The sequence below is a fragment of the Stutzerimonas stutzeri genome (assembly GCF_018138085.1).
In the GTDB taxonomy this organism is placed as follows: Bacteria; Pseudomonadota; Gammaproteobacteria; order Pseudomonadales; family Pseudomonadaceae; genus Stutzerimonas; species Stutzerimonas stutzeri_AI.
In genome coordinates this window covers 1830785-1855139 of the sequence record NZ_CP073105.1, presented here as the reverse complement: position 1 = coordinate 1855139, position 24355 = coordinate 1830785, and the positions used below count along the sequence as shown (strand labels likewise).

At 55.1% G+C, this 24355-nt stretch carries 18 protein-coding genes; 3 read left to right on the top strand and 15 right to left on the bottom strand.

The genetic code is table 11. The features are described from left to right. Nucleotide 1 precedes the first annotated feature (1 nt). The 12 genes from KCX70_RS08690 to ihfB form a co-directional block, all read right to left on the bottom strand. On the bottom strand, nucleotides 2–859 hold the full coding sequence (locus KCX70_RS08690; protein WP_212619921.1) for a dTDP-4-dehydrorhamnose reductase family protein: 858 nt from the start codon (nucleotides 857–859) through the stop codon (nucleotides 2–4). Next, on the bottom strand, nucleotides 856–2106 hold the full coding sequence (locus tag KCX70_RS08685) for a glycosyltransferase family 4 protein (protein WP_212619920.1): 1251 nt from the start codon (nucleotides 2104–2106) through the stop codon (nucleotides 856–858). The genes KCX70_RS08690 and KCX70_RS08685 overlap by 4 nt, the downstream gene beginning before the upstream one ends. Further along, the gene (locus KCX70_RS08680; protein WP_212619919.1) at nucleotides 2103–3221 is read right to left on the bottom strand and encodes a glycosyltransferase family 4 protein; all 1119 of its coding nucleotides are present in this window, start codon (nucleotides 3219–3221) and stop codon (nucleotides 2103–2105) included. The genes KCX70_RS08685 and KCX70_RS08680 overlap by 4 nt, the downstream gene beginning before the upstream one ends. Next, nucleotides 3218–4312 (bottom strand): hypothetical protein, encoded by a 1095-nt coding sequence (locus KCX70_RS08675; protein ID WP_212619918.1) that lies wholly within the window; start codon nucleotides 4310–4312, stop codon nucleotides 3218–3220. The genes KCX70_RS08680 and KCX70_RS08675 overlap by 4 nt, the downstream gene beginning before the upstream one ends. Continuing rightward, nucleotides 4305–5540, bottom strand: coding sequence for a glycosyltransferase (locus tag KCX70_RS08670; RefSeq protein ID WP_212619917.1), 1236 nt, complete (start codon nucleotides 5538–5540; stop codon nucleotides 4305–4307). Before KCX70_RS08670 ends, KCX70_RS08675 begins: the two co-directional genes overlap by 8 nt. Continuing rightward, nucleotides 5537–6703, bottom strand: a complete 1167-nt coding sequence (locus tag KCX70_RS08665; RefSeq protein ID WP_212619916.1) for a lipopolysaccharide biosynthesis protein — start codon at nucleotides 6701–6703, stop codon at nucleotides 5537–5539. The genes KCX70_RS08670 and KCX70_RS08665 overlap by 4 nt, the downstream gene beginning before the upstream one ends. 2 nt (nucleotides 6704–6705) lie before the next feature. After that, a complete protein-coding gene (locus KCX70_RS08660; RefSeq protein ID WP_212619915.1) occupies nucleotides 6706–7728 on the bottom strand; it encodes an NAD-dependent epimerase/dehydratase family protein in 1023 nt (340 codons plus the stop codon). Nucleotides 7729–7792: 64 nt separating this feature from the next. Then, complete coding sequence (tviB, locus tag KCX70_RS08655; RefSeq protein WP_212619914.1) at nucleotides 7793–9070, bottom strand: Vi polysaccharide biosynthesis UDP-N-acetylglucosamine C-6 dehydrogenase TviB; 1278 nt, start codon at nucleotides 9068–9070, stop codon at nucleotides 7793–7795. Nucleotides 9071–9134: 64 nt separating this feature from the next. Further along, nucleotides 9135–10853 (bottom strand): MBL fold metallo-hydrolase RNA specificity domain-containing protein, encoded by a 1719-nt coding sequence (locus KCX70_RS23260; RefSeq protein ID WP_249121720.1) that lies wholly within the window; start codon nucleotides 10851–10853, stop codon nucleotides 9135–9137. 131 nt (nucleotides 10854–10984) lie between these two features. Then, nucleotides 10985–12265, bottom strand: coding sequence for a Wzz/FepE/Etk N-terminal domain-containing protein (locus KCX70_RS08645; protein WP_212619913.1), 1281 nt, complete (start codon nucleotides 12263–12265; stop codon nucleotides 10985–10987). Nucleotides 12266–13089: 824 nt separating this feature from the next. Beyond that, nucleotides 13090–14397, bottom strand: a complete 1308-nt coding sequence (locus KCX70_RS08640; RefSeq protein WP_212619912.1) for a Wzz/FepE/Etk N-terminal domain-containing protein — start codon at nucleotides 14395–14397, stop codon at nucleotides 13090–13092. A 119-nt stretch (nucleotides 14398–14516) separates the two neighbouring features. Further along, nucleotides 14517–14801, bottom strand: coding sequence for an integration host factor subunit beta (ihfB, locus tag KCX70_RS08635; protein WP_019340642.1), 285 nt, complete (start codon nucleotides 14799–14801; stop codon nucleotides 14517–14519). A gap of 565 nt (nucleotides 14802–15366) precedes the next feature. Here ihfB and KCX70_RS08630 point away from each other — a divergent pair. After that, nucleotides 15367–15807: an REP-associated tyrosine transposase gene (locus tag KCX70_RS08630; protein WP_212619911.1), complete on the top strand. Its 441-nt coding sequence runs from the start codon at nucleotides 15367–15369 to the stop codon at nucleotides 15805–15807. Nucleotides 15808–16335: 528 nt separating this feature from the next. Here the strand turns inward: KCX70_RS08630 and KCX70_RS08625 are convergent. Both KCX70_RS08625 and KCX70_RS08620 read right to left on the bottom strand, forming a co-directional pair. Further along, nucleotides 16336–17997 carry a DEAD/DEAH box helicase gene (locus KCX70_RS08625; protein ID WP_102846123.1) on the bottom strand — a complete coding sequence of 554 codons (1662 nt, stop codon included), beginning with the start codon at nucleotides 17995–17997 and terminating at the stop codon, nucleotides 16336–16338. A gap of 831 nt (nucleotides 17998–18828) precedes the next feature. Next, complete coding sequence (locus tag KCX70_RS08620; RefSeq protein ID WP_021210186.1) at nucleotides 18829–19578, bottom strand: spermidine synthase; 750 nt, start codon at nucleotides 19576–19578, stop codon at nucleotides 18829–18831. Nucleotides 19579–19695: 117 nt separating this feature from the next. On the opposite strand from KCX70_RS08620, the gene KCX70_RS08615 reads away from it, so the two are divergent. Next, nucleotides 19696–21045, top strand: a complete 1350-nt coding sequence (locus KCX70_RS08615; protein WP_212619910.1) for a class II 3-deoxy-7-phosphoheptulonate synthase — start codon at nucleotides 19696–19698, stop codon at nucleotides 21043–21045. A gap of 248 nt (nucleotides 21046–21293) precedes the next feature. Then, nucleotides 21294–22742 (top strand): SLC13 family permease, encoded by a 1449-nt coding sequence (locus KCX70_RS08610; protein ID WP_212619909.1) that lies wholly within the window; start codon nucleotides 21294–21296, stop codon nucleotides 22740–22742. A 1005-nt stretch (nucleotides 22743–23747) separates the two neighbouring features. On the opposite strand, the gene efp is transcribed toward KCX70_RS08610, so the two are convergent. Then, entirely contained in the window at nucleotides 23748–24314 is a 567-nt protein-coding gene (gene efp / locus KCX70_RS08605) for an elongation factor P (RefSeq protein ID WP_212619908.1), read from the bottom strand. Nucleotides 24315–24355 lie beyond the last annotated feature (41 nt).

Here is a 24355-nt window from a genome sequence, read left to right as displayed (position 1 = left end):
ATTACCGGCAATCGCGCATTAGCCTAATAAGTTCAGGCCATGACGGAGGGACATAGCCCGTCGCATTCTTAAAGCGAGTCGAATCCAATGAACGATCTATACAGACCAAACGATCTTCCACAATATTAATTGAGTGACCGTAAACATCAGCAACAAGCTTCAACAACGAAAACTTGTCAATAGGCGCCGCGGACACATTGTAGACCCCATAGAGCTCTGGACACGGCAATACAAAGCTTTTTATCACCCGAGCTATCTCGACGGTCGGCAATCCGGAAAAGACGGCTCTGGCGTAGCCTTTTACAGAGCCAGTTTGTGACAAAAACCAATCAATCAGCGAAAGCTGAGAGTCAAGTTCGTGCCCAATAATAGAGGTGCGCAACGTAATTGAATTTCTAAGACCGCCAACCTCACCTATATATTTAGACTTTCCATACAGATCCTCTGCGTCGGATATATCCTTTTCCACATACATACCCTTTCGGCCGGAAAAAACGCAGTCTGTACTGATGTGGATAAGCCGGGCTTCGAGCAGGCCGCATAAGGACGCCAAGCGATGAGGTAGCATCGAGTTTATGGGCAATGCAGAAAGCGGATCTTGAGCGTCAGCGAGCTGCTTGATGAGGCCAACGCAGTTTATAACGACCGCAGGACGTACACGTGAGAGGACCGACACCAGCGAGTCCTGATCAAGGACATCTACACCACATAGCAGACGCTGGTGCATCGATTCATGAAAATGCCGCACTCCCCGAGCGTTACGAAGGGTTCCCCAAACCTCTAACTCGGCCGCTGCTGAAAAATGCTTGAACAGGGCACTACCCAACATGCCCGTAACACCCAAAATTAATACCCTCATTGGCTCCCCTCTTTGCTCGCAATTCGCACTGTAATGATTTCGACCAGTCTTTTAGCTTGGTTATTTATTTCAAAATTCTGAATAAAATAACGTAGCCCAGCCCGTCCCATCTCATCTCGTTTCTCGGCTGACATATTAAAGAGCTTTTCAATGGAACAAGCCAAGCCCGAGGCGTCTTCAGACGGACAACATAATCCCGCCCCTGCTTCTTCCACAATTCTTGCGCCTTCACCGTCGAGAGCTGCGACTATAGGGCGGCCTGCAGCGAGATATGCTTGTATTTTGCTGGGTACAGTTAAACTAAATACCTCTCTCTTACTTAATGTGACAAGCAGTGCCGATGAGCGAGCAAAAAACTTGTGCATCTCAGATGAAGGAAATCGGCCGACCAAAAGCATATTATCCAGAGTCAAATCTATTTTTTGTTTCTCTAACCACGCAGATTTGCTACCGGAACCAACGACAACAATCTTGCACTCAGGAATGGCCTTCAACTTCACAGCTGCGGCGACGAGAGTATCTAATGACTGAGCGGAACCCAGATTACCCGCGAAAACAACGCAAAAGTTATGATCCATAAATTCAAGGAATTCGTCGGATACTGTTTCCTCGGGGCAGCTCGCAGCCTCCGACCCCAGCGAGTAACAGTTAGGGTAGTATATGATCTTATCTGAATCAGCGTATCGAGCAACGAAAGACTTGAAAGCTCTTGACTGAATCAAAATCGTATCGCTAAACATATATATAAGCTTAACGACACGTCCAACCAGCCATAACAAAACACGATTAGTCACAAAGCCTGTCGCGCTAAGTGTCTCAGGCCAAAGATCCTGGACCCATACGGCAAGATGAGCCTTAGTTTTCCATCTTAATAAGATTGCAGGCAGCACAGAAAGAATTGGCGAAGGCGCATAAACGAGAATTGCGTCGTAGCTAGAATCTTTTTGACGTAAGAACTTAGGAAAATACCAGAGACCATTAGCGACAAAAGAGAAGTAATTTAAAATCAGGCCTTTAGCGCCGCGCCCGCGAGGTCTTAATGGTATCCGAAAAACTGGTATCTGACCCGCATAGAGCTCTTCTACTAGGCCAGACGAATTGTATCCTGGAAATATTATTCCCTCAGGATAGTTTGGCTTTCCGGTAAAAACGTGTACCTGATGTCCCTGATCAGCCAATACTTTAGCAAGGCTATTGATTATGAACGTTTCAGGCCAGAAGTATTGAGACACCAACAATATTTTCACGGCCTTCCAACCTTGAAAAGCGAAGCCCAAGTTAGTTCAGCTGTCTTAGACCACTTGAAAGATTTTGCCCTGATAGCGACTTTATCTGAATGTGTGGCTAGCATTTGAGGATCAGACAGAGCACTTGCAATACTTAAAGCCAATTGATCCGGATCCTCTGGAGACGCATACATAACTGCGTCTCCGCCAAACTCCGGCATAGGATCGTAACTGGATGAAATAATCGGCAATCCAGCCCCCATGGCCTCCAGAAGAATATTCGGGCAGTTCTCACAAGCCGACACAAAAGTGAACAAGCTCGCATTTTTATACAGAGCAGGTAGCTCGGAGTACTTGTACTCTCCAAGAACATACACATCCCTGCTCAATTTATTATCGACTATGAAATCATCAACCTTCTTGGCCACTAACCCATCGCCGCCGCCGACCATCAGTAGTTTATACTCATCACGCAAATCCTGACTTAAACGTGCGTATGCTTGAACCAATTCAAGATGCCGTTTATAGAATTCAAATCTCGAAACATATAGAATATACTTCTGCTCGAATGGAAGCGGCGGACGCGCTAAAAACTTATCCGCCACAAAAAAAGGGTCGCCAATTCCATGAGCGATGGTAACAGCATTCTTAACCTTTATTTTCTTCTCAATCACGCAACGAGCGTACTCTGAAATAAAGATCACCAGATCAGCTGACGCCATACTGGAAAGCATTCGTTTTTTTAGCAGATAGTTTTTGAGCCTTAACCAAGGTGACGTAGCTATAGCCAGTGCCTGATCATCAAACGGTAGCATGTTTCGAAACATGGTAACTACCCGGCAATTTTTAGGTGCTTTTGTATTTACCAGACCGCCCGGGCAAAACAAAATATCTGCGTCCAATTTTGAAAGCCACCGCGGCAATATAAAATACTCCCACAACAACCTTAGAAGCGGGTTGTAAACAGGGAACCTCGTGCGCACTCGTCGAACATTTTCAGCCTGAAGCGATTCTAAATCGTCATAGCCAAATATATAGACTTGCAGATCTTCTTGGGGCAAGTTCTGTAGAAGATTGTGTAGATATGTTTTACCACCACCAATCTTAGCAGAGAAAGCATTCACAACAATTTTCACGAAACCCCCTGAAAAAAAGCAAACTTAGGCGAGTTTTTTTGCTGTTCTGTTAAATAAAATAAAGAAAACAAAACAACAGGCGCTATGCCCAAAAAATACCTGTAGTGCACTACGGGGGATATCATATAAACCAAGAAAAAAGCTGAAATCAAAATTGACAAAGAATAAGACACCCTGTCCCGCCGATAGGTCCATGGCATATATACCAATTTAAAAAACGAGTATCCAAATAAAATTATTGAAAAGAACAAAGTAAGCCTTGATAGATAAACCCAAGCACCAATAACTGACCAATCAAAATGCGCCCCTCTATATAAGTCATAGATATATTGCACTGGCTTAATCCAATTCAACACGTAAGACCCAATGAAATAATTAGCATTTAGTATAGATATCCAACGAGAAACTCCACCATCAGCATAGTTATCATGAGACAACAAAATACCATGACGCTCTAAAAAAAGAGAAACCGTCGAACAAATAAAATACAATAAAATGACTCTCAATAAAACCTTAAGCCGACTTTCTTTAGATACTCCAGAAAGAAAACACAGAAGCACTAGTATCACTACATACTGAATACGCATAGGCGCAAGTATTAATATTAAAAAGATATCAAATTTAGCTCGAGTCAAAAGGAAAGAAAGCAAGACCACATAGAAGAGCACACTGAAGCTGTCCTTATTTATCAACACCGAAAACTGAAGCACGGCAGTCAGGGCGAAGCAATATATCAACGGCAAGAATCTGCCCAAGATGGAAAAATACATCCTTTCTATCTTTGCATACGCAACAATCAGGACCACAAAATTAACTACCAGGGAGATCAATACAAGATCCACACCAAAAACTTTATGCGCATAATAATAAAACACGCTGATTGAATAGTTATTTAGAGACGAAAGGCTTTTTAACAACTCACCACCGGCCACCACTCCAACGTAATACTCATGGTCCGGGATGTTAATATATGAACTACCTAGACTATAATAATAATTCAAATCAATTAAAAAAACAGCTTGAAAAATTATGACTGACAATGCAAAGCACATAACCCTCAACGCAAATATTTCGTTAGCGCCTTTAGTCATTGTGAGAACTGCACATCGATAAAAACACCGAGGAAATGACGTTTATGTCGTAATCCAATAAAAATTCTCGAACATCATGCAGGCTATTACTACTATGAACATACTCTATAAACTCAAAAAATTTCACAACATCTTCCGCACCATTTAGAACAAATAAATAGCCTGATCGATAATACTTATGCAGCAATTCAGAGCATCCATCAGCTCCGGCAAAATTTACTATAGGCTTACCGGTCGCAATATATTCTACAAGTTTACTCGGAGTCATAGAGCAATTTTCATTCTCAACATTTACGAGCACATCAGCTTCTTTCATGACAGCTATTGCTTTATCTCGCGCAACGACCCCGTGGTAAAAAATGTTACTATAGCGAGAGAAGTCAATAGTACAAGAGTTTAGCGGGCCATATATATGAAGCTCAAAATCCGCGCGACTTTTCCTGTAAACCTCATCAAAAAACCTGAGCATTTCGTAAGGCTCTCGAATACCTTTATGAAAAGCTCCTACATAAACAAATTTCTTTAGCCCACTTACATTTCGCGATTCGCAATAGAAATCACTAATATCTACGGCATGCGGAACACATTTAATTTTATTTAAACCGACTGCAAAGCGTTTTAAATATTCACTTCTAGTACTCTGATTTGTTACCGTCACATATGAAGCCGAAAAAATCACCAAATACTCTATCCAATTATTTAGCCTACGGTAAAGCTTAAAGTTATTCGGCTGCATTGTTTCGGATGTAGAAAAAGGATCTCCGTAGTCCGCGATCCATGCAACACTAGTTTTAGAATTTTTTTTAAAAAAAAGGCCTCCTATGTGCGCAGAAAAAGTCGGTGAATAACTTATAACCAGATCATAGTTATTCTTCCTCCGTCTATATAGGGATACCAGCAGAAAAGGCAACCAATGCCATAACCCATCAGGCCAGAAGAAAAACCTATAGATTTTTTTTAGTTCCCCTATTAATTTTGCAAAGCCTATCCGTTGTTTCCTTAAAGGATTTTCGCTAACAATTGGTTTTTCATTACTTTGCCGACGGATTATTCCAACACGTTCAATATTGACGCCTTCTCTTACCTCACGTGTGCAATCTTCTGTCCGACCTGCGATTACGTCCACGTCATGCCCAGCAGCAGCCCAAACTTTCGCAATCTGGGTCCACCTATAAGCATGCGCGCCGACATATGGCTCATAGTAATAAGTAATAAGTAATATTTTCACTTTGCTTTTTTCATATGATGAAGAAGGGCAATACAGCAGCATATGTAGCCAAAACAACTTGCCAATGCCGAGCCATAAAACTTACTAATAGATAGAAAAATTGGCAGACTAACGAGCACCCCTAAACTTCCAAGAAAAATACAATTTCGCATTTCTCGGTATTTTTTTAATGCTAATAAATATGTTGCAGCCGGCGCAGATAGCAGTGAACAGACTGAGCACACAACAAATATCAAAAAAACAATTTGAGCGCCAGGATACTTCTGTGCTCCAACAGCGGGCATTGCCACCCATATCCCACCCACCGCGATCAAAACCGCGACCAGCAAGTAAGGAAGTTTTCCATAAACATCGCTCACGAGCACTCTCAGAGCGTGTTGACTATCGCTAGCCATTCTAGGCAATAGCACTACATTTATAGAATAAACAATCATTGAGAATATCGCCTGATAACGCATTGCCGCACCGTACGTTGCGACTGCTTCATTACTACTAAACAAGCTCGCGAAGATAACGGCAGAGTAAGGCATAGTCGCCGTCAACAGTGAGTAGATTACGACATCTGAGCTTGATCTAATATATGTCAAGCCTTGGCGCATTGTAGATATCTGTTTTGCCGGAGCATATCTAAACGAGCTGGCAACACGGCTGCCAACTACCATGATCCATGCGGCGACAATCAACGCCAGCAGATAGTAATCTGCCGTCCGCACGCCAATTGCCACTAAAAGCGCAGTGCTCAACGCCCAGATTAATGTTCTCGAGAACTCAAATAAAATGAATTTTTTAAAAAACTCTTTCTTTTGAACCGATATTCTTAGTATTTGATAACATACGTATCCTGCATAGCCAGCCAAAAACAAAATCGCTGCAGCGAAATCTGACACCACAAAAACATAAACAAGCAATAAAAATCCAATTGGTAAAGAGATTATAAAACCACTTGAAATCTCATGATTTCTATAATTATCATAATCTGTAATGTATAGCCGCTCAATTATTCCGCAGGCAGCTTGATACCCCATCATAATGGAAGTAAAAACAATAGTATAATATGCATATTCTGATAGCGACAACCAGCTTATTAGATATAGGGAAATCCCTATATTAATTATTTTTGCAAAGCTGTCGCCTAAAAAAACCGCAGCTATACGTCGATACATATTTATCGGTACTGCTCGATGTACCAATCCAAAGCCACCTCTAGCCCTTCACGGACATTCCAGCTTGGCTCATAACCTAGCAAACGCTGCGCTTTAGTAATATCAGCTAATGAGTGGCGAACATCTCCAGTGCGAAAATCGCCGTGCATCACTTGAGCTTTTTGAGAAAAACCTTTCCGGCCCAAAATATCATTTAAGTAACATATAAGCTGGTTCAGCGAAGTACGATCCCCTACTGCGACATTATAAACTTCATTCTTCGAGCGAGAGCTGCCCGTCGCCGCCAATATGTTAGCTTGCACGGCATTGTCTACGTAGCAAAAGTCACGACTGGTTTCGCCATCTCCATTTATCGTTATGGATTTTCCTTGAATTATTGCAGCGGTCCATTTTGGAATTACCGCAGCATATGCGCCGCTGGGATCCTGACGCTTTCCAAATACGTTGAAGTAACGCAAGCCAACGGTGTTAAACGCATAAGTACTTGCAAACACCGTGGCGTAAAGTTCATTTACATATTTCGTTACTGCGTAGGGCGACAATGGCTTTCCAATCACACCTTCAACTTTAGGCAACCCCGGATGATCACCATATGTAGAGCTGCTTGCGGCGTATGTGAAGCTTTTTACGCCGGCGTCACGTGCCGCTACCAACATATTCAGGAAACCATCAATGTTGGTACCGTTGGTGGTTATCGGATCGCTTATGGAACGCGGCACCGACCCGAGCGCAGCTTGATGAAGAACGTAATCAATCCCCTCGCAGCCCTGACGGCAGTCATCCAAGACACGGATATCGCCTTCTATAAACTTAAAATTGGCCCACTGCCCTGGGGACACAAGACCACTAACCTCAGCTAGATTCCGTTGATGCCCAGTTGAGAAGTTATCCAAGCCAACCACGCGCTGATTGAGCTTAAGCAATTTTTCTAACAAATTTGAGCCAATAAACCCCGCAACCCCGGTGATAAGCCAGGTTCTAGGGTTATTCGGAAGTTCCTGCAACAAGGTTTCGTAACGAGTCATAACGTGCTCATAAATCTATTGAAAGGGATAGCCCCGAAAGCTCCGGCACAGGGTCCGCACTCAACTAAAGGCGCAGATCTGCTTCCTCAGCACGCAAAAGATACTTTAAATCGTAAATAATATGCGCGGCCTTTCCGTACTTTCGGATAGCTTCAACGCCAAGCATACGGAATTCGTTGTGAGCCACGGCCAGGACAATACCGTCATAGGCATTGACGGCCGGCTCGGTAATTGGCGTAATTCCATACTCGTGCTGGGCTTCCATAGCTGACACCCATGGGTCATAGACATCGACCTGAATGTTGTATTCCGCCAGTTCACTAATAATGTCCACCACTCGCGTATTACGCAGGTCGGGGCAGTTCTCCTTAAAAGCCAGCCCCATCACCAGCACGCGGGCACCATCTACATGGATGCGGCGCTTTAGCATGGCCTTGACCAGCTGGGAAACCACGTAGGCGCCCATACCGTCATTAAGCCGGCGGCCTGCAAGGATGATCTCAGGGTGATAACCGATGCTTTGCGCTTTATGTGTCAGGTAGTAGGGATCAACGCCTATACAATGGCCCCCGACGAGCCCTGGCCGGAAAGGTAGAAAATTCCATTTTGTTCCAGCCGCCTGCAACACGGCTTCGGTATCGATACCCATCCGGTTGAAGATGATTGCCAGCTCGTTGATCAAGGCGATATTAAGGTCACGCTGGGTGTTCTCGATTACCTTTGCCGCTTCGGCAACTTTGATACAGCTAGCTTTATGAGTGCCGGCGATAATGATTTCCCGGTACAAGGCGTCGACCAGTTCAGCCACTGCCGGAGTCGAGCCCGAGGTGACCTTCTTGATCGTGGTGACACGGTGTTCCTTGTCTCCTGGGTTGATGCGCTCAGGGCTATAGCCTGCAAAAAAGTCCGCATTGAAATTCAAGCCAGAAACCATTTCGAGCACGGGAACGCAATCTTCCTCGGTGGCGCCTGGGTAGACGGTGGACTCATATATGACGATATCGCCTATTTTCAAAACCGAACCGATGGTTTTGGAAGCCTTGATCAACGGTGTGAGATCGGGCTGTTTGTGTTCATCGATGGGCGTAGGGACGGTAACGATGAATACGTTGCAGCTTTTCAGATCGTCGAGGCTGGCACTGTAGACAAGCTGAGCCGCCTCTTTCAGCTCGTCATCGCTGACCTCCAGGGTGGCGTCATGGCCAGCCTTCAATGCATCGATACGCGAGTGATTAATATCGAAGCCCACCACAGAGCGACACTTACCGAACTCAACGGCAAGCGGAAGGCCTACATAGCCGAGCCCGATAATGGCGAGTTTTACTTCTTGCAAGGTGAGCATATGCAACATCCATCTAAATACAATTTCTGAAGTAAGAGCTGGTAACGCTAAGCCTAAGGATTACTCACCCCACCATTTCTAGCGGACGATTCAATCGGTCGTATTGCTTGCGCAACTGAGCACCTAACGCCTGCTTGGACGTTTGCTCCCCATGCACCACCCGAATCTCCCCCGGCCAGTCCTGCATCCCGGTCACAAATTCTACCAACCCCTTCTGATCCGCATGCGCCGAGTAGCCACCTATGCTGGCAATCCCTGCGCGCACGTCAATGCGTTCGCCGTCCAGATACACATAGCCGCCCTTGGGTCCGTAGGTTTGGATCTCATACCCGGGCGTGCCCTTGGCCTGGTAGCCGACAAACAAAACGTTATGCCGTCTATCCCCGAGCATGGCTTTGAGGTAATTGACGATGCGACCGCCGCTGCACATGCCGCCACCGGCAATGACGATGGCTGGGCGTGCAGTCTGAGCAAGGTGGTTGACGACGCTTTGGTGGTCGCTGTGGCTGTCGATGGTGACCAGTTGTTCGAAGGCCAACGGGCGGCGCCCGGATTGGATGCGTTCGCGGGCCTCTTGGTTCCAATACGGCTTGAGGTTTCGATAGGCCTCGGTGAAGCGGCTCGCGAGCGGCGAATCGAGGATGATCGGGAGCTCGGGCCAGTTGGGTTCCGTGTGAGGCTTGGCCTTAGCGCTGGGCTCTGTTCCCCTCACCCCAGCCCTCTCCCCTGAGGGGAGAGGGGGCATATCGGAGCTGGCCAGGGCTACGTCGCGGGCCTTTCCCCTAACCCCAACCCTCTCCCCTGAGGGGAGAGGGGGTTGGTCGGAGTCAGACGGAGCTTCGGGGCTAGCCGCTCCCCTCACCCCAGCCCTCTCCCCAGCGGGGAGAAGGGGCATATCGGAGGTGGCCGGGGCTTCGTCGCAGGCATCTCCCCTCACCCTAGCCCTCTCCTCGGGGGGGAGAGGGAACAGGTCCGCGGCCGGTCCTTGCTTGCTCTGAATGATGTCTTCGAGCTCGTAGAGCAGTTCCTGGGTGCGGCCGATGCTGAACGCGGGGATCAGCACGGTGCCCTGGTCTTCCAGGGCCTGTTCGATAACGGCTTCGAGTCGCTGACGGCGGGTGCTGCGGTCTTCGTGGAGGCGGTCGCCGTAGGTGCTTTCGAGCACCAGGATGTCGGCGCGCTCTGGGGATTCGGGCGGCATCAGGAAGGGGGCATGCGGTGCGCCGAGGTCGCCGGAAAAGACGACGCGCTTGCCCTCCCCTGTTTGCGGGTAGTTGAGGTCGATTTCGACATAGGCCGAGCCGAGTATGTGCCCGGCGCGCTGTAGCCGTATGCGGGCCAGCAGACCGTTGCTATCGTCCAGGGTGAACCAGTGCTGGTACGGCAAAGCGATGATCCGTTGCTCGACGAGGCGGATATATTTTTCGATCTGCGCGTGATCACGGCTAAAGCTGAGCTTAAACGCATCCTCAAGCACGATCGGCAGCAGTTTCGCTGAGGGTTCACTGCAGAGAATGGGACCTTCGAAGCCCGCTGCGAGCAGGTAGGGAATGCGCCCAACGTGATCGATGTGCACGTGGGTAACGACCAGCGCTTTGATGGTATCCAGCGGGAATTCGATGGCTAGCCGATCCGAGCCCGGTTTGCCAGGGATCGATGCGTCGTTGCCCTGGAACAGCCCGCAGTCGATCAGCAGGCTGGTGGTCGCATTCATGCGCAATTGGTGACAGGAGCCGGTAACGCCGTCCTTAGCGCCGTGATGTTCTATTTGTGGATAGCTCATGGTTAGTCCTTTAACAATGTCACCCAATGCGCGCGACAAACTAGTCGCGCGCCCGCTGCAAAAAATAAAGCGGGGATTCTAACGAGTTTCGGAGCTGCTGAGTCGCCAGCAGCGTTCCGACGGATGGATGGTCAGATCCGGACGACCGGACGACGCAGGTTTCGCACCAGTGCGATGAACAAACCGAGCATGCCGCCAAGCACTAGCGCGAGCGCTACGATGAGGGCTTTCTTGGGTTTGATTGGTCGGCTCGGCTCAACCGCAGCTTGGTCGATGGAGACCAGCTTGAGCGATTCGGTATCGAATTGCAGGGCACGCAAACGAGCGGCCTCCTCGCGCCAGGCGGCGAGGTCTTTGAGGAACAGGTCTTCGTTTTCGCGGCTGTTGAGCACTTCGATCTGGCGGTTGTGCTCCAGCAGTTTGAGTTCGCGCGCAATCTGGGCAATGCGCGGCTCGGTGAAGTCGTCGGAGCGCCGGGCAAGCAGTGCCTTACGCTCCGCCTCCAGCGCATCGCTGCCCATGAAGTAGAGCGGGATCTGCTGGTTGTTGACCTCGGTACGAATGACGCTGCCTTGACTGGTGATTTCGGCTGCGCCAAGCGACGACGGGGTGGTGGGTTTGGTGATACCCAGCGAACTGGCGATGCGGATTGCTTCGTTAAGCTGATTGATGCGGTTGTCGCGGCGAGTTTTCAATTGCTGCCGCAGGGCTGAGAGCTCATCGTTCAACTGGGCGCGCTTGAGCGCGTCAGCCTCGCTGAGCTTAGCGATCTTGATTTCTTTGCTCGCCTCATAATTGGCCCGGGCGGCGGCCATGCTCTTTTCCAGCTGGCTTAGGCGGTTGCCGATGAGGGTATCGAGGTCGGCGGCGACCTGCGTACGTACGCTATCGAGCGAGTACTGAACGAAACCATTGACCACTTGTACGCCGTTGACGCCTTCCGGATAGGTCAGCTGGATGCCGACGAAGGGTGTGGTGCCCTCATTCTTTTTGGGGTCGGGCTGCACCAGTTTGAAGGCTTCGTCATTGAACGCTTCAAAGGTTTGCTCGAGGCTGCGACCGGGCTGGGCCAGCTCGGCGAAGAGTTGTTGATTGTCACGAAAGTAGCTCAAGCGATTTTCGTAGGAATCCAGCTCTGTTCCCACCTGCGCCAACGCTTGCTTGGGTGACAGTTTATAGACGCCCAGGTGATTGAGTTCATCGAGATCTTTGATCGCTGCCGGACGCAGCACGCTTTGCACGGTGTAATAGCGTGTTGCGAACAAGGCGTAGGCGAGCCCTATCACGCCAGCCAGGACGGTAACGGCGATGATCAGCGTCTTTTGCTTCCATAACGCACTGACCAGCTGGACCAGATCGATTTCTTCAGAGGCAACCGGGGTTAGAGCTTGTGGCGTAGTGACAGCGTTCACGTTGAATTCCGTTTCTTCGGTGTGCAGCGCGGCAGGGTGCAGCGCAGGGAGGCAGCGACCGCGAAAAAGCAGGTAAGTTCCCTTACGTTTTGCGGGCCGCTATTTTGCCACCTAGCTCACAAAAAACAAGCGGAGCGACCGTTATAGAGCTGCTGCCAGATGCCACACCCGACCGGCGGTTCTCCCTTGCTAGATTTGGCTGTTCTTGAAAGCTGCGTTCGGCGTGGGGCGCGCCTCCTACAGAAAGCGGGTTCGTGCGGGCTATTGGTATGTGCGGGAGGCCCGCATTGGAGCGAAGTTTTAGGAGCGGCAGGCCTGCGGCCTGCATTCGCCGCGGGGGCGCGCCTCCTACAGAAAGCGGGTTCGTGCGGGCTGTTGGTATGTGCGGGAAGCCCGCATAGGGGCGAAGTTTTAGGAGCGGCAGGCCTGCGGCCTGCATTCGCCGCGGGGGCGCGGCTCCTACAAAAAAGGCGGGGCCGTGCGCGCTGTGGTATGTGCGGGAGGCCCGCGTTGGGGCGAGTTTTTGGAGCGGCAGGCCTGCGGGCTGCGTTCGCCGCGGGGGCGCGGCTCCTACAAAAAAACGGGGTCGTGTGGCTGTTGGCATGGGCGGGAGGCCCGCGTTGGGGCGAGTTTCAGGAGCGGCAGGCCTGCGGGCTGCGTTCGCCGCGGGGGCGCGGCTCCTACAATAAAGGCGGGTTCGTGCGGGCTGCTGGAATGTTTAGGAGGTCCGCGTTGGGGCGAGTTTTTGGAGCGGCAGGCCTGCGGCCTGCATTCGCCGCAGGGGCGCACTCCCGACAGAAGAGCGCCCCAGGGATTGGAATTGACTATCGGTAAATCGGCTGAGGATCGGAGCTGCGGTTTACCAGGCTGCGAATCAGCGCGATAAATACGCCGAGCATTCCGCCCAGTACAAGGCCTAAAGCGAGGATCATCGCCTTCTTTGGCTTTACAGGGTTGGTTGACTGCAACGCCGGCTGGTCGAGCCGAACCAGTCGCAGCCGCTCGGTATCGAGCTTGATCCCTTTCAAACGAGCGGCCTCTTCTCGCAGCTCGGCCAAGTTGGTGAGGTAGAGATCTTCGCTTTCCCGCTCTTTGAGAATTTCGACTTCACGATTGTTTTCCAGCATCGCCAGCTCGGACTGGATGTCAGCGATACGAGGCTCGATAAAGTCATCAGATTTGCGATTGGCCAGTGCATCCCGCTCCGCCATCAACGCCTCGGTCCCCATGAAATACAACGGCATTTCCTGGTTGGTGACTTCAGTCCGAATGACCTGCGCGCCCCCGCGAGTTGTCTCGGCCATGGCCGACGGCGTCGTGGGTGTGCGAATCCCCAAGGACTCGGCGATCGAAATGGCCTCGCTCAGCTCCTGGATACGGTTGGTTCGGCGCGTTTTCAGCTCTTCACGTAAAGCTTTAAGCTCATCTTTGAGCTGGGCGCGCTTAAGTGCGCTTTCTTCTAGCAGTGTCGCGATCTTCGCCTCCTTGGAGGCGTTATAGCTCGCGCGCTGCGCCTCCATATTCATTTCCAGGCTGGCCAGGCGGTTGCCGATCAGGCTTTCGAGGTCATCGGCGATTTCGCGACGCTCGAGCTCCAGCACATAGGTAACGAAATCATTCACGACCGATGCGCCTTCCATTCCTTGCGGGTAGGTCAACTTGAGGCCGACGAACGCGCTGCGGTTATCGGTACGCTTCGGGTCCGGGAATAGCATTTCGAATGCTTTTTCGTTGAATTCAGCGAAGGTCTGTTCAGGCGAATCCCCTTGCTGGGGAATGTTCTGGAAAAGCTCCTGATGATTCAGGAAGAACTCCAGCCGGTTGTCGTAGGACGAAAGTCCGCTTGCCACCCGATTGATCGCTTCCTCGGGGGTGAGCTTATAGATGCCGGTTTCGTTGAGCTGATCGAGGCTGCTGTGCGGGACGGGCCGTAGGTAGGTCTTGGTTTCGTAATAGGGCGTTGCGAGGAAAGCATAGGCTGCAGCGATAAGCGTGACGATGAGCGTCACACCGACGATGAGCAGTTTCTGCCGCCAAAGCGCACGAAACAGCTCAACCAGATCTATTTCTTCGGATGTAGAGGTTTGGTGCTGCACGGTTTTCCCCAATTCCTTGTTATGGACGCGCTTCATTGCAAATAAGCGAACCGGGATTAGTCCATATCGCAGACCACAAGTTCAGGCGAGCTGATGATTTTTAACAGCTTTTGATCCGTCGCACCGCCAGTATGAGGATGACCCTAGATAACGGATTACTCGTCTTCGTTTACCCGATCCCGCAGCTCTTTGCCCGGCTTGAAATGCGGGACGAACTTACCGTCGAGCGGAACGGATTGGCCAGTCTTGGGGTTACGGCCGACGCGCGGGGCGCGGTAATGGAGAGAGAAACTGCCGAAACCGCGGATTTCGATGCGGTCTCCGGTCGCCAGTGCTTGGGCCATTTGCTCGAGCATGGTCTTGATTGCCAGCTCCACATCCTTGGACGAAAGCAGCCCTTGTTGGGTGACGATACGCTCGATCAACTCCGACTTGGTCATGGTTTTCCCTTCGTTTTCAAGCGGCTAGATCATTTGGGTTGCGATCGTTTGTAGCATGTTGTTCAAGGTTTGAACAGCCTGGACGTTTGGGTCAGGATTTTCGAAGCGGCGAAGCATGAGGTTGCCAGGTTTCGTGCGGCAGGGCTGTTTTGTGGGAGGCCCGACCTCGGGCCGAAGCTTTTTGAAGCGGCAGGCCTGTGGCCTGCATCCGCCGCGAGGGCGCGGTTCCTTCAAATACCGGTCGGGTTGGGGCCTTGCCAAGGCGGGGTCTGCTACCAACAGGGCAGCCGAGCTGCATTCGCCGCAGGGTCGCGGCTCCCACAAAGACCGGTGGGTCGGGGCTTGCGGAGGTGGATCTGAAACCACCAGGGCAACCCTGCGGGCTGCATTCGCCGCGGGGTCGCGGCTCCCACAAGGCGGACGGGGCGGAGTTTGGTTTGTGGGAGCCCCGACCTCGGGGCGAAGCGTTTTCACGATTGACCGATGCCGGATGGTGGGCAACGGATCGCTAACGTCGACACGCATCAACGTTAAGCTGCGGGGTAAACGAACAAGGAGAAAGAGCATGGACGCTTATTTCGCATCGAGCCGGCTTCGTAAGGGCCGCTGCTCCGTCCTGGGTCAGGTCTATCTGGTCACGACTGTCGCTCAGGATCGACGGCCTGCTTTTCGTGACATGGCCGCGGCACGAGCGCTGATTCGCACCATGCAATCCGACGAAGCAAGGGGCACGAGTAAGACATGGGCTTTCGTTGTAATGCCTGACCATCTTCACTGGCTGGTCCAGCTGGAGCAAGGCACGCTGCCCCAGCTCGTTGGGCGAGTCAAATCGATCTCGGCGAGGCATATCGGGCGTTCAATCTGGCAGGCCGGATTTCATGACCGAGCGCTACGGCGTGAGGAGGACCTGAAGTCGGTAGCGCGATACATCGTCGCGAACCCGCTGAGGGCCGGGCTGGTGGAACGGATTGGCGACTATCCGCACTGGGATGCGGCTTGGTTGTAGGTTGAGGTTGTTGGCAGCCCTGCGGGCTGCATTCGCCGCGGGGGCGCGGCTCCCACGGGAACCGATGGGTCGGGGCTTGCGAAGGTGGGGCTCGGTTTGCTTGGCAACCCTGCGGGCTGCATTCGCCGCGGGGGCGCGGCTCCCACAGAAACCGATGGGTCGGGGCTTGCGAAGATGGGGCTGGGGTTGCTTGGCAGCTCTGTGGGCTGCATTCGCCGCGGGGGCGCGGCCCCCACAGAAACCGATGGGTCGGGGCTTGCGAAGATGGGGCTGGGGTTGCTTGGCAGCCCTGCGGTCTGCATTCGCCGCGGGGGCGCGGCTCCCACGGGAACCGTTGGGTCGGGCTTGCGAAGGTGGGGCTCGGTTTGCTTGGCAGCCCTGCGAGCTGCATTCGCCGCGGGGGCGCGGCTCCTACATGGCCTGGACGGGATTTGGTTTGTGGGAGCCCCGACCTCGGGGCGAATGGCACTTGGGGAAATAAAAAAGGGTGGGCTATCAAGCCCACCCTTTCGGATCACCTATGGACGATCAATCCTCGCGATAGCGACGCAGCTTGAGCTGCTTGCCGCCGACGCGGGTGTCCTTGAGTTTGCCGAGTAGGCGCTCAAGGCCCTCTTCCGGCAGTTCGACCAGGCTGAAGCTGTCACGCACCTGGATGCGGCCGATCGCTTCGCGGGCCAGGCCGCCTTCGTTGAGGATGGCGCCGAGCAGATTGCGTGCAGCGATGCCATCACGTGCACCCAGCGGGGTACGGCAGCGTGCGCGGCCTTCGGCCAGAGGGATCGGCGCACGACGCTCGCGATCACCACTACGCTCGGGGCGATCGGAGCGCTCGCGTGGACCACTGGTCGGGACCAGCGGCTGCTCTTTCTCGACTTCCGCGAGAGTCAGCGCCTGACCGTTGGTGGCTTTACGCAACAGAGCGGCAGCCAGGGCACGCGGCGTGCAGCCAATGTCCGCAACCAGTTTGTCGAGCAGCTCTCCGTGGCTGGCTTCGGCATCAGCCACCAGCGGCGACAGGCTGTTGGTGAGCTTCTTGATGCGTGCATCCAGAACCTGCTGGGCGTTCGGCAGACGCGCCTCGGCGACCTTCTGGTTGGTCACGCGCTCGATGACTTGCAGCATGCGGCGCTCACGCGGGGTAACCAACAGCAGCGCGCGGCCTTCCCGGCCGGCACGACCGGTACGGCCGATACGGTGCACGTAGGACTCGGGATCGTAGGGCATGTCCACGTTGAATACGTGGGTGATGCGCGCCACGTCGAGGCCGCGAGCGGCGACGTCGGTGGCGACGACGATGTCCAGGCGACCATCCTTGAGCGATTCGATGACGCGCTCGCGCTGGTTCTGTGCGATGTCACCGTTCAGTGCGGCGGCCTTGTAGCCCTTGGCTTCCAACGCGGCGGCCAGATCTAGGGTGGCCTGCTTGGTGCGTACGAAGGCGATCAGGGCATCGAAGTCTTCGACTTCGAGCAAACGCAGCACGGCGGGGATCTTCTGATCGGCGTGGACCATCAGGTGCGCCTGCTCGATACGAGCAACGGTCTGCGTTTTGGTGGCTACCTTGATGTGCTGCGGCTCGCGCAGGTGCTTCTCGGCGATGGCGCGAATGGAGTGCGGCAGGGTTGCGGAGAACAGTACGCTCTGGCGGCTTTCCGGCATGGCTTCGAAGATCACTTCGAGGTCGTCCATGAAGCCCAGCTTGAGCATTTCGTCGGCTTCGTCGAGCACCAGGAACTGGATGGTCGACAGCAGCGCGCTGTTGCGGCTCAGGTGATCGACCAGACGGCCAGGGGTGGCAACGATAATCTGCGCGCCCTGGCGGATGGCCTTGAGCTGCGGGCCCATCGGAGCACCGCCGTAGACGGCGACGACACCGACGCCAGGCATCTGCTTGGAATAGGTTTCGAATGCGGTGGCGACCTGCAGGGCCAGCTCGCGAGTGGGTGCGAGGATCAGCGCCTGCGGCTCGCGCTTGGCCGGGTCGATTTTGGAAAGGATGGGCAGCGCGAAGGCTGCGGTCTTGCCGGTACCGGTCTGGGCCTGGCCGATCATGTCGTGGCCGCCGAGAATTACCGGAATAGCCTGGCTCTGGATCGCCGAAGGCTCTTCGTAGCCGACTGCGATGACTGCAGCGAGTACGGAGGGATGAATACCGAGTGCGGCAAAGCCGCCGATTTCCTGGGTCATGGGTCTTTTCCTGATGCTCCGCAAAGACCCATGTTCCGAAGCTGCGCATGCCATGCAAAACCCGAAGGTCACCCTGGCAGCCTGGTCGGCGGGGTTTGCGAAAACGTAATGAATGATGAATCGTCAAGGACAGCCGCGAGAAGCGGACAGCAGCCGAAGCAGCGCTTCGTGTGTTGCAGTACCTGAACGCAGGCTGGGTTTCAGCCGGCGCGTACTATACCGGAATTCTGTGAAGCTGTGCGTGCATTTTGTCTTGGAGGTTAAGTTCGGGGCCGGCGGGAGTGTGTCCGTGCAGGCTATGGGTGTGAGCTTTTGTTTTGTGGGAGGCCCGACCTCGGGGCGAAGCTTTTCGCTCTGCGCCGGCAGGGAGTTTGCTTTCGCCGCGGGGGCGCGGCTCCCACAAGAAGCGGGTCCGTGCGGGGGAGAAGCGGGTCCGTGCAGGCCATGGCTGTGAGCTTTTGTTTTTGTGGGAGGCCCAACCTCGGGGCGTAGCTTTTGGCTCTGCGCTGGCAGGAAGTTTTGTTTTCGCCGCGGGGGCGCGGCTCCCACAAGAGGCGGGTCCGTACAGGCTATGGCTGTGAGCTTTTGTTTTCTTTATGGAAGGCCCGACCTCGGAGTGAAGCTTTTGGCTCTGCGCTGGCAGGGAGTTTGCTTTCGCCGCGGGGGCGCGGCTCCCACAAAAGCGGGTCCGTGCAGGCTATGGGTGTGAGCTTTTGCTTTTTTGGGGAGGCCCGACCTCGGGGCGAATCTTTTGCTCTGCGCCGGCAGGGAGTTTGTTTTCGCCGCGGGGCGCGGCTCCCACAAAAGCGGGTCCGAGCGGGATTATGTCGCTTAGCTCGCAGGGCGTAGTGCATCGATCAGCGAATCCAGCGAATAACCCAGGCGTGGCGCCAGGGCTGCGGCGCGTTCACGCAAGGCGGCGACATCGAGGCTTTGGTCGAGATCCGCGGGCACGAACAGCACGACATTGCCCTCCTTCACCGGGCACTCCCAGTAGTGACGATGAAACAGCCCGCGCAGCAGCGCCGCGCCGAGCGGTTTGTCTTCATCGGTGCCCCACTGGTTGATAATCAGCCAGCCGTCCGGATTCAGCTTCTGCTGGCAGCGTTCGAGAAAGCGCCACGCCAGGTGTGCCGCCGCCGGGCCCACATCGGTATAGAGATCGACGAAAATCAGGTCGGCGGTCTCGGCCGAATCGAGCAACTCCACCGCATCGCCAATACGAATATAAAGCCGCGAATCGTTCTGCAAACCCAGGTAACGCATCGCCAGGTCCGGCACGTCCGGGCGCAGTTCGATGGCCTCGACGTCCTCCAGCGGCAGGAACTCCAGACACGCCTGGGTCAGGGTGCCGGCACCCAGGCCAAGAAAAAGCGCGGTCTCCGGCGCGCCATGCATCAGGCCGCCCATCAGCATGGCGCGCGTGTAGTCATACTCCAGCCAGCTGGGATCCCGCGTGAAGACACAGCTTTGCTCGACCGCCGCACCGAACTCGAGAAAACGATAGTCGCCGACCTCCAGCACCCGGATGAGGCCAAACGCATCCTTTACTTCGGCCAGCAACACTTCCTGCTTATCCATTGCGCTCACTCCAAACCGGTCGGTGCATCTTACCCAGCCCGATTGGCAACGGCTATCAGCGCCGAGGGAGCGCATCAGGTAAAATCGGCGCACTTTTTTCGGACGGACACGACTGCCATGAGCCACGCCTGGAGCCCCACCAGCTGGAGAGCCAAACCCATCCAGCAACAGCCCGAATACCCGGATGCGGCGCATCTGCAGCGTGTAGAAAACACCCTGGCGAGCTTGCCGCCACTGGTCTTCGCCGGTGAAGCACGGGAGCTGCGCCGACAGTTTGCCGAGGTCACCCAGGGCCGTGCCTTTCTGCTGCAGGGCGGCGATTGCGCTGAAAGCTTCGCCGAGTTCTCCGCACCGAAGATCCGCGACACCTTCAAGGTGCTGTTGCAGATGGCGGTGGTGATGACCTTTGCTGCGGGCTGTCCGGTAATCAAGGTCGGTCGCATGGCGGGGCAGTTTGCCAAGCCGCGCTCGTCCGGCAACGAGACCATCGATGGCGTCACCCTGCCCGCTTACCGCGGCGATATCGTCAACGGCATCGGCTTCGATGAGAAAAGCCGCGTGCCGGACCCGGAGCGTCTGCTGCAGGCCTATCACCAGTCCACGGCCAGCCTGAACCTGCTACGTGCATTCGCCCAGGGCGGTTTTGCCGACCTGCACCAGGTGCATCAATGGAACCTCGACTTCATCGCCAACTCGCAGATGGCCGAGAAGTACCACCAACTGGGCGCGAGGATCGATCAGGCGCTGAGATTCATGCGAGCCTGCGGCATGGGCAACGCGCCGCAGCTGCGCGAGACAAATTTCTTCACCGCCCACGAGGCGCTGCTGTTGAACTACGAGCAGGCCTTCGTTCGTCAGGACAGCCTCAGCGGTGGTTGGTACGACTGCTCGGCGCACATGCTGTGGATCGGGGACCGGACGCGACAGCTGGACGGCGCCCACGTGGAGTTCCTGCGTGGCGTGGGTAACCCGATCGGCGTGAAGGTCGGCCCGAGCATGGACAGTGAAGAGCTTATCCGCCTGATCGATATCCTCAATCCGGACAACGATCCGGGTCGCCTCAACCTCATCGTGCGGATGGGCGCCGACAAGGTTCAAGACGGCCTGCCACGCCTGATCCAGACTGTGCAGCGCGAAGGCCGGCACGTGCTGTGGAGTTCCGATCCGATGCACGGCAACACCATGAAAGCCTCCAGCGGCTACAAGACGCGAGACTTTGCACGAGTGTTGGCCGAGGTACGGCAGTTTTTCGAGGTGCACCGCGCCGAGGGCAGCTATCCGGGCGGCATTCACATCGAGATGACCGGGCAGAACGTCACCGAGTGCATCGGCGGTTCGCGCCCGATCACCGAGGACGGTCTCTCCGACCGCTACCACACCCATTGCGATCCGCGCCTCAATGCCGATCAGTCGCTGGAACTGGCATTTTTGATTGCCGAGACGCTGAAGCAGGTGCGCCCAAGCTGACGCTTGTCCGCCCGCTCGCCCAAAGGCTCGGCAGACGAGCCCTTGGGCGCAAAAGCTCACCTTTACGGTTGTGTGAATTGCCAGGGCACTTCGACCGCTAGCCGCACTACGGCGCTGCTATTCCAACGTCCGCTGAATAGCCATATCGAACGAACAGCACCGCCTCGGGTCGGCGTATTAGAAGCCGGGCACGTCGCTGGCGCGGGCCTGGGCACCTTGCTAGCTGTCGTAAAGGAATTTTGCCTGCCATGACTGAATCGTCTAAAAGCAAAGGCGCTGTTCTGGCCGCCTGGATTGGACTGGCGCTCGGCCCCTTGTTGTTGCTTGCCTGCCTGCTGACCTCCCCGCCGGGCGGCCTGTCGAACGAAGCCTGGCTGACGGTGGGACTGGCCGGATTGATGGCGATCTGGTGGTCCACCGAGGCGATCCCCATCCCTGCAACTTCGCTATTGCCGATCCTGCTGATTCCGCTGCTGGGTATCGATAGCCTGGCCAAGGCCACGGCGCCTTATGCCAACCCGACCATCTTCCTGTTCTTCGGCGGTTTCGTGCTCGGCTTGGCCATGCAGCGTTGGAACCTGCACCGGCGGATCGCCCTCGCGACGCTACTGGCCGTGGGCAACCAGCCCAGCCGGCAGATTGCCGGCTTCATGATCGCCACGGCGTTCATCAGCATGTGGGTCAGCAATACGGCAACCAGCATCATGATGCTGCCCATCGGCCTGTCGGTAATCGGTCTGCTGGTGGCCGGCAGCGACGAAAAGGAAGGCGGGCGCTTCGCCATCGCCCTGCTCCTGGGAATCGCCTATGCCGCCAGTGTCGGCGGCATCGCCACGCTGATCGGCACACCGCCGAACGCGCTGCTGGCTGCGTTCATGCGGGACAACTATGACGTACAGATCGGTTTCGGCCAGTGGATGTTGCTGGGGCTTCCGCTGAGTGTCGGCATGCTGGTCTTCATCTGGTGGTGGTTGACGCGTGGCGGCTTCAAGCTCGCCGGCGGTGACAGCCGCAACCTGCTGGAAAGCGAAATGGCCGCGCTGGGCCCCATGTCCCGAGCGGAAAAGCTGGTCGCGGCGGTGTTCATGCTGGCCGCTGCCGCGTGGATTCTACAGCCGCTGCTCGCCGACTACGTGGAAGGCGTCAATGACACCAGTATTGCCATCGCCGCTGCCCTGGCATTGTTCCTGATCCCGGTGGATCTGCGTGAACGGGTCTTCCTGATGGATTGGGAGCAGGCGAATAAGGCACCCTGGGGCGTGTTACTGCTGTTCGGTGGCGGGCTGTCGCTGGCAGGCGTCATTGGTGCATCGGGCCTGGCCGAATGGATCGCTGAAGGCTTGGGTGTATTCGAGGCCCTGCCGCTGGTATTGATGATAGGGCTGGTTGCGCTGGTGATCATTTTTCTCACGGAGATCACCTCCAACACCGCAACGGCAGCCGCCTTCCTACCCTTGCTGGGTGCACTGGCTGTCGCGCAGGGCATGTCGCCCGAAATGCTCGCGATACCGGCCGCCGTCGCCGCCAGCTGTGCCTTTATGATGCCAGTGGCCACGCCACCGAACGCCATCGTGTTCGGCACCGGCCAACTGCCGATCCAGGCCATGATCAAAGCCGGCTTTGCCCTGAACCTGTTTGGCGTCGTACTGGTCACCCTGCTCTGCTACCTGCTGGTGGGCTGGATCTGGGGCGGCTGAGGAGCGAACGTGAGCTCACCGCTTAACAGCAAACGCTTCGCCCCGAGGGCGGGGCTCCTACAAACAACGCCACAGCGCGTACCGAGCCGCTTTTTGTGGGAGCCGCGACCCGCGGCGAATGCAGGCTTGCGTCCCGCGCAAAAGCAAAAGCTTCGCCCCGAGGGCGGGGCTCCTACAAGAAAGCCACAGCGCGTACCGAGCCACCGATTGTGGGAGCCGCGACCCGCGGCGAATGCAGGCTTGCGTCCCGCGCAAAAGCAAAAGCTTCGCCCCGAGGGCGGGGCTCCTACAAGAACGCCACAGCGCGTACCGAGCCACCTTTTGTGGGAGCCGCGACCCGCGGCGAATGCGGGCTTGCGGCTCGCTCAAAAGCAAACACTTCGCCCCGAGGGCGGGGCTCCTACAAACAACACCACAACGCGCACCGAGCCACCTTTTGTGGGAGCCGCGACCCGCGGCGAATGCGGGCTTGCGGCCCGATCAAATGCAAAGCTTCGCCCCGAGGGCGGGGCTCCTACAAACAACGCCACAACGCGCACCGAGCCGCCTTTGTGGGAGCCGCGACCCGCGACGAATGCGGGCTTGCGGCCCGCTCAAATGCAAACCTTCGCCCGCGGGCGGGGTTCCTACGAAGAAAGCCACCGCGTACCGAGCCGCTTTTGTAGGAGGCGCGACCCCGCGGCGAATGCGGGCTTGCGGCCCGCTCAAAAGCAAACGCTTCGCCCCGAGGGCGGGGCTCCTACAAGAAGGCCACAGCGCGCACCGAGCCGCCTTGTGTGGGAGCCGCGACCCGCGGCGAATGCGGGCTTGCGGCCCGCTCAGGAGCAAAAGCTTCGCTCCGCGGTCGGGGCTCCTACAAGAAAGCCACAGCGCGTACCGAGCCACCGATTGTGGGAGCCGCGACCCGCGGCAATTTACTGAGGTCCAGAAAACAAAACCCCGCACAGGGCGGGGTTTGTCATCGAGTCGCCCGGCATCGGGCCGGGGTGTCCGCGATAGCCTGGATCAGGCCTTGATACGGGACTTGTACTCGCCGGTACGGGTGTCGATTTCGATCGAGTCACCGATTTCGCAGAAGGCGGAAACCTGCAGCTCGGCACCGTTCTTCAGGCGGGCGGTCTTCATGACCTTGCCGGAGGTGTCGCCGCGTACGGACGGCTCGGTGTAGACGATTTCACGAACGATGGTGGTCGGCAGTTCAACCGAAATCACCTTGTCGTTGTAGAAAACGGCTTCGCAGACATCGGTCATGCCGTCTTCGATGAAGGTCATCACGCCTTCGAGGTCTTCTTTTTCGATTTCGTACTGGTTGAACTCTTCGTCCATGAAGACGTAGAGCGGGTCGGCGAAGTAGGAATAGGTCACTTCCTTGCGCTCGAGAATTACCGGCTCCAGCTTGTCATCGGCCTTGTACACGGTCTCGGTAGCGGAACCGTTGAGCAGGTTCTTCAGCTTCATCTTGACGACGGCACTGTTACGACCGGACTTGTTGAACTCGGCTTTCTGGATGACCCAGGGTGCGCCGTTGATAACGGCCACTTGGCCGGCACGGAACTCTTGTGCGGTTTTCATACGAACATCCGAATGGAATTAGAGACAAAAAACAGGCCGCG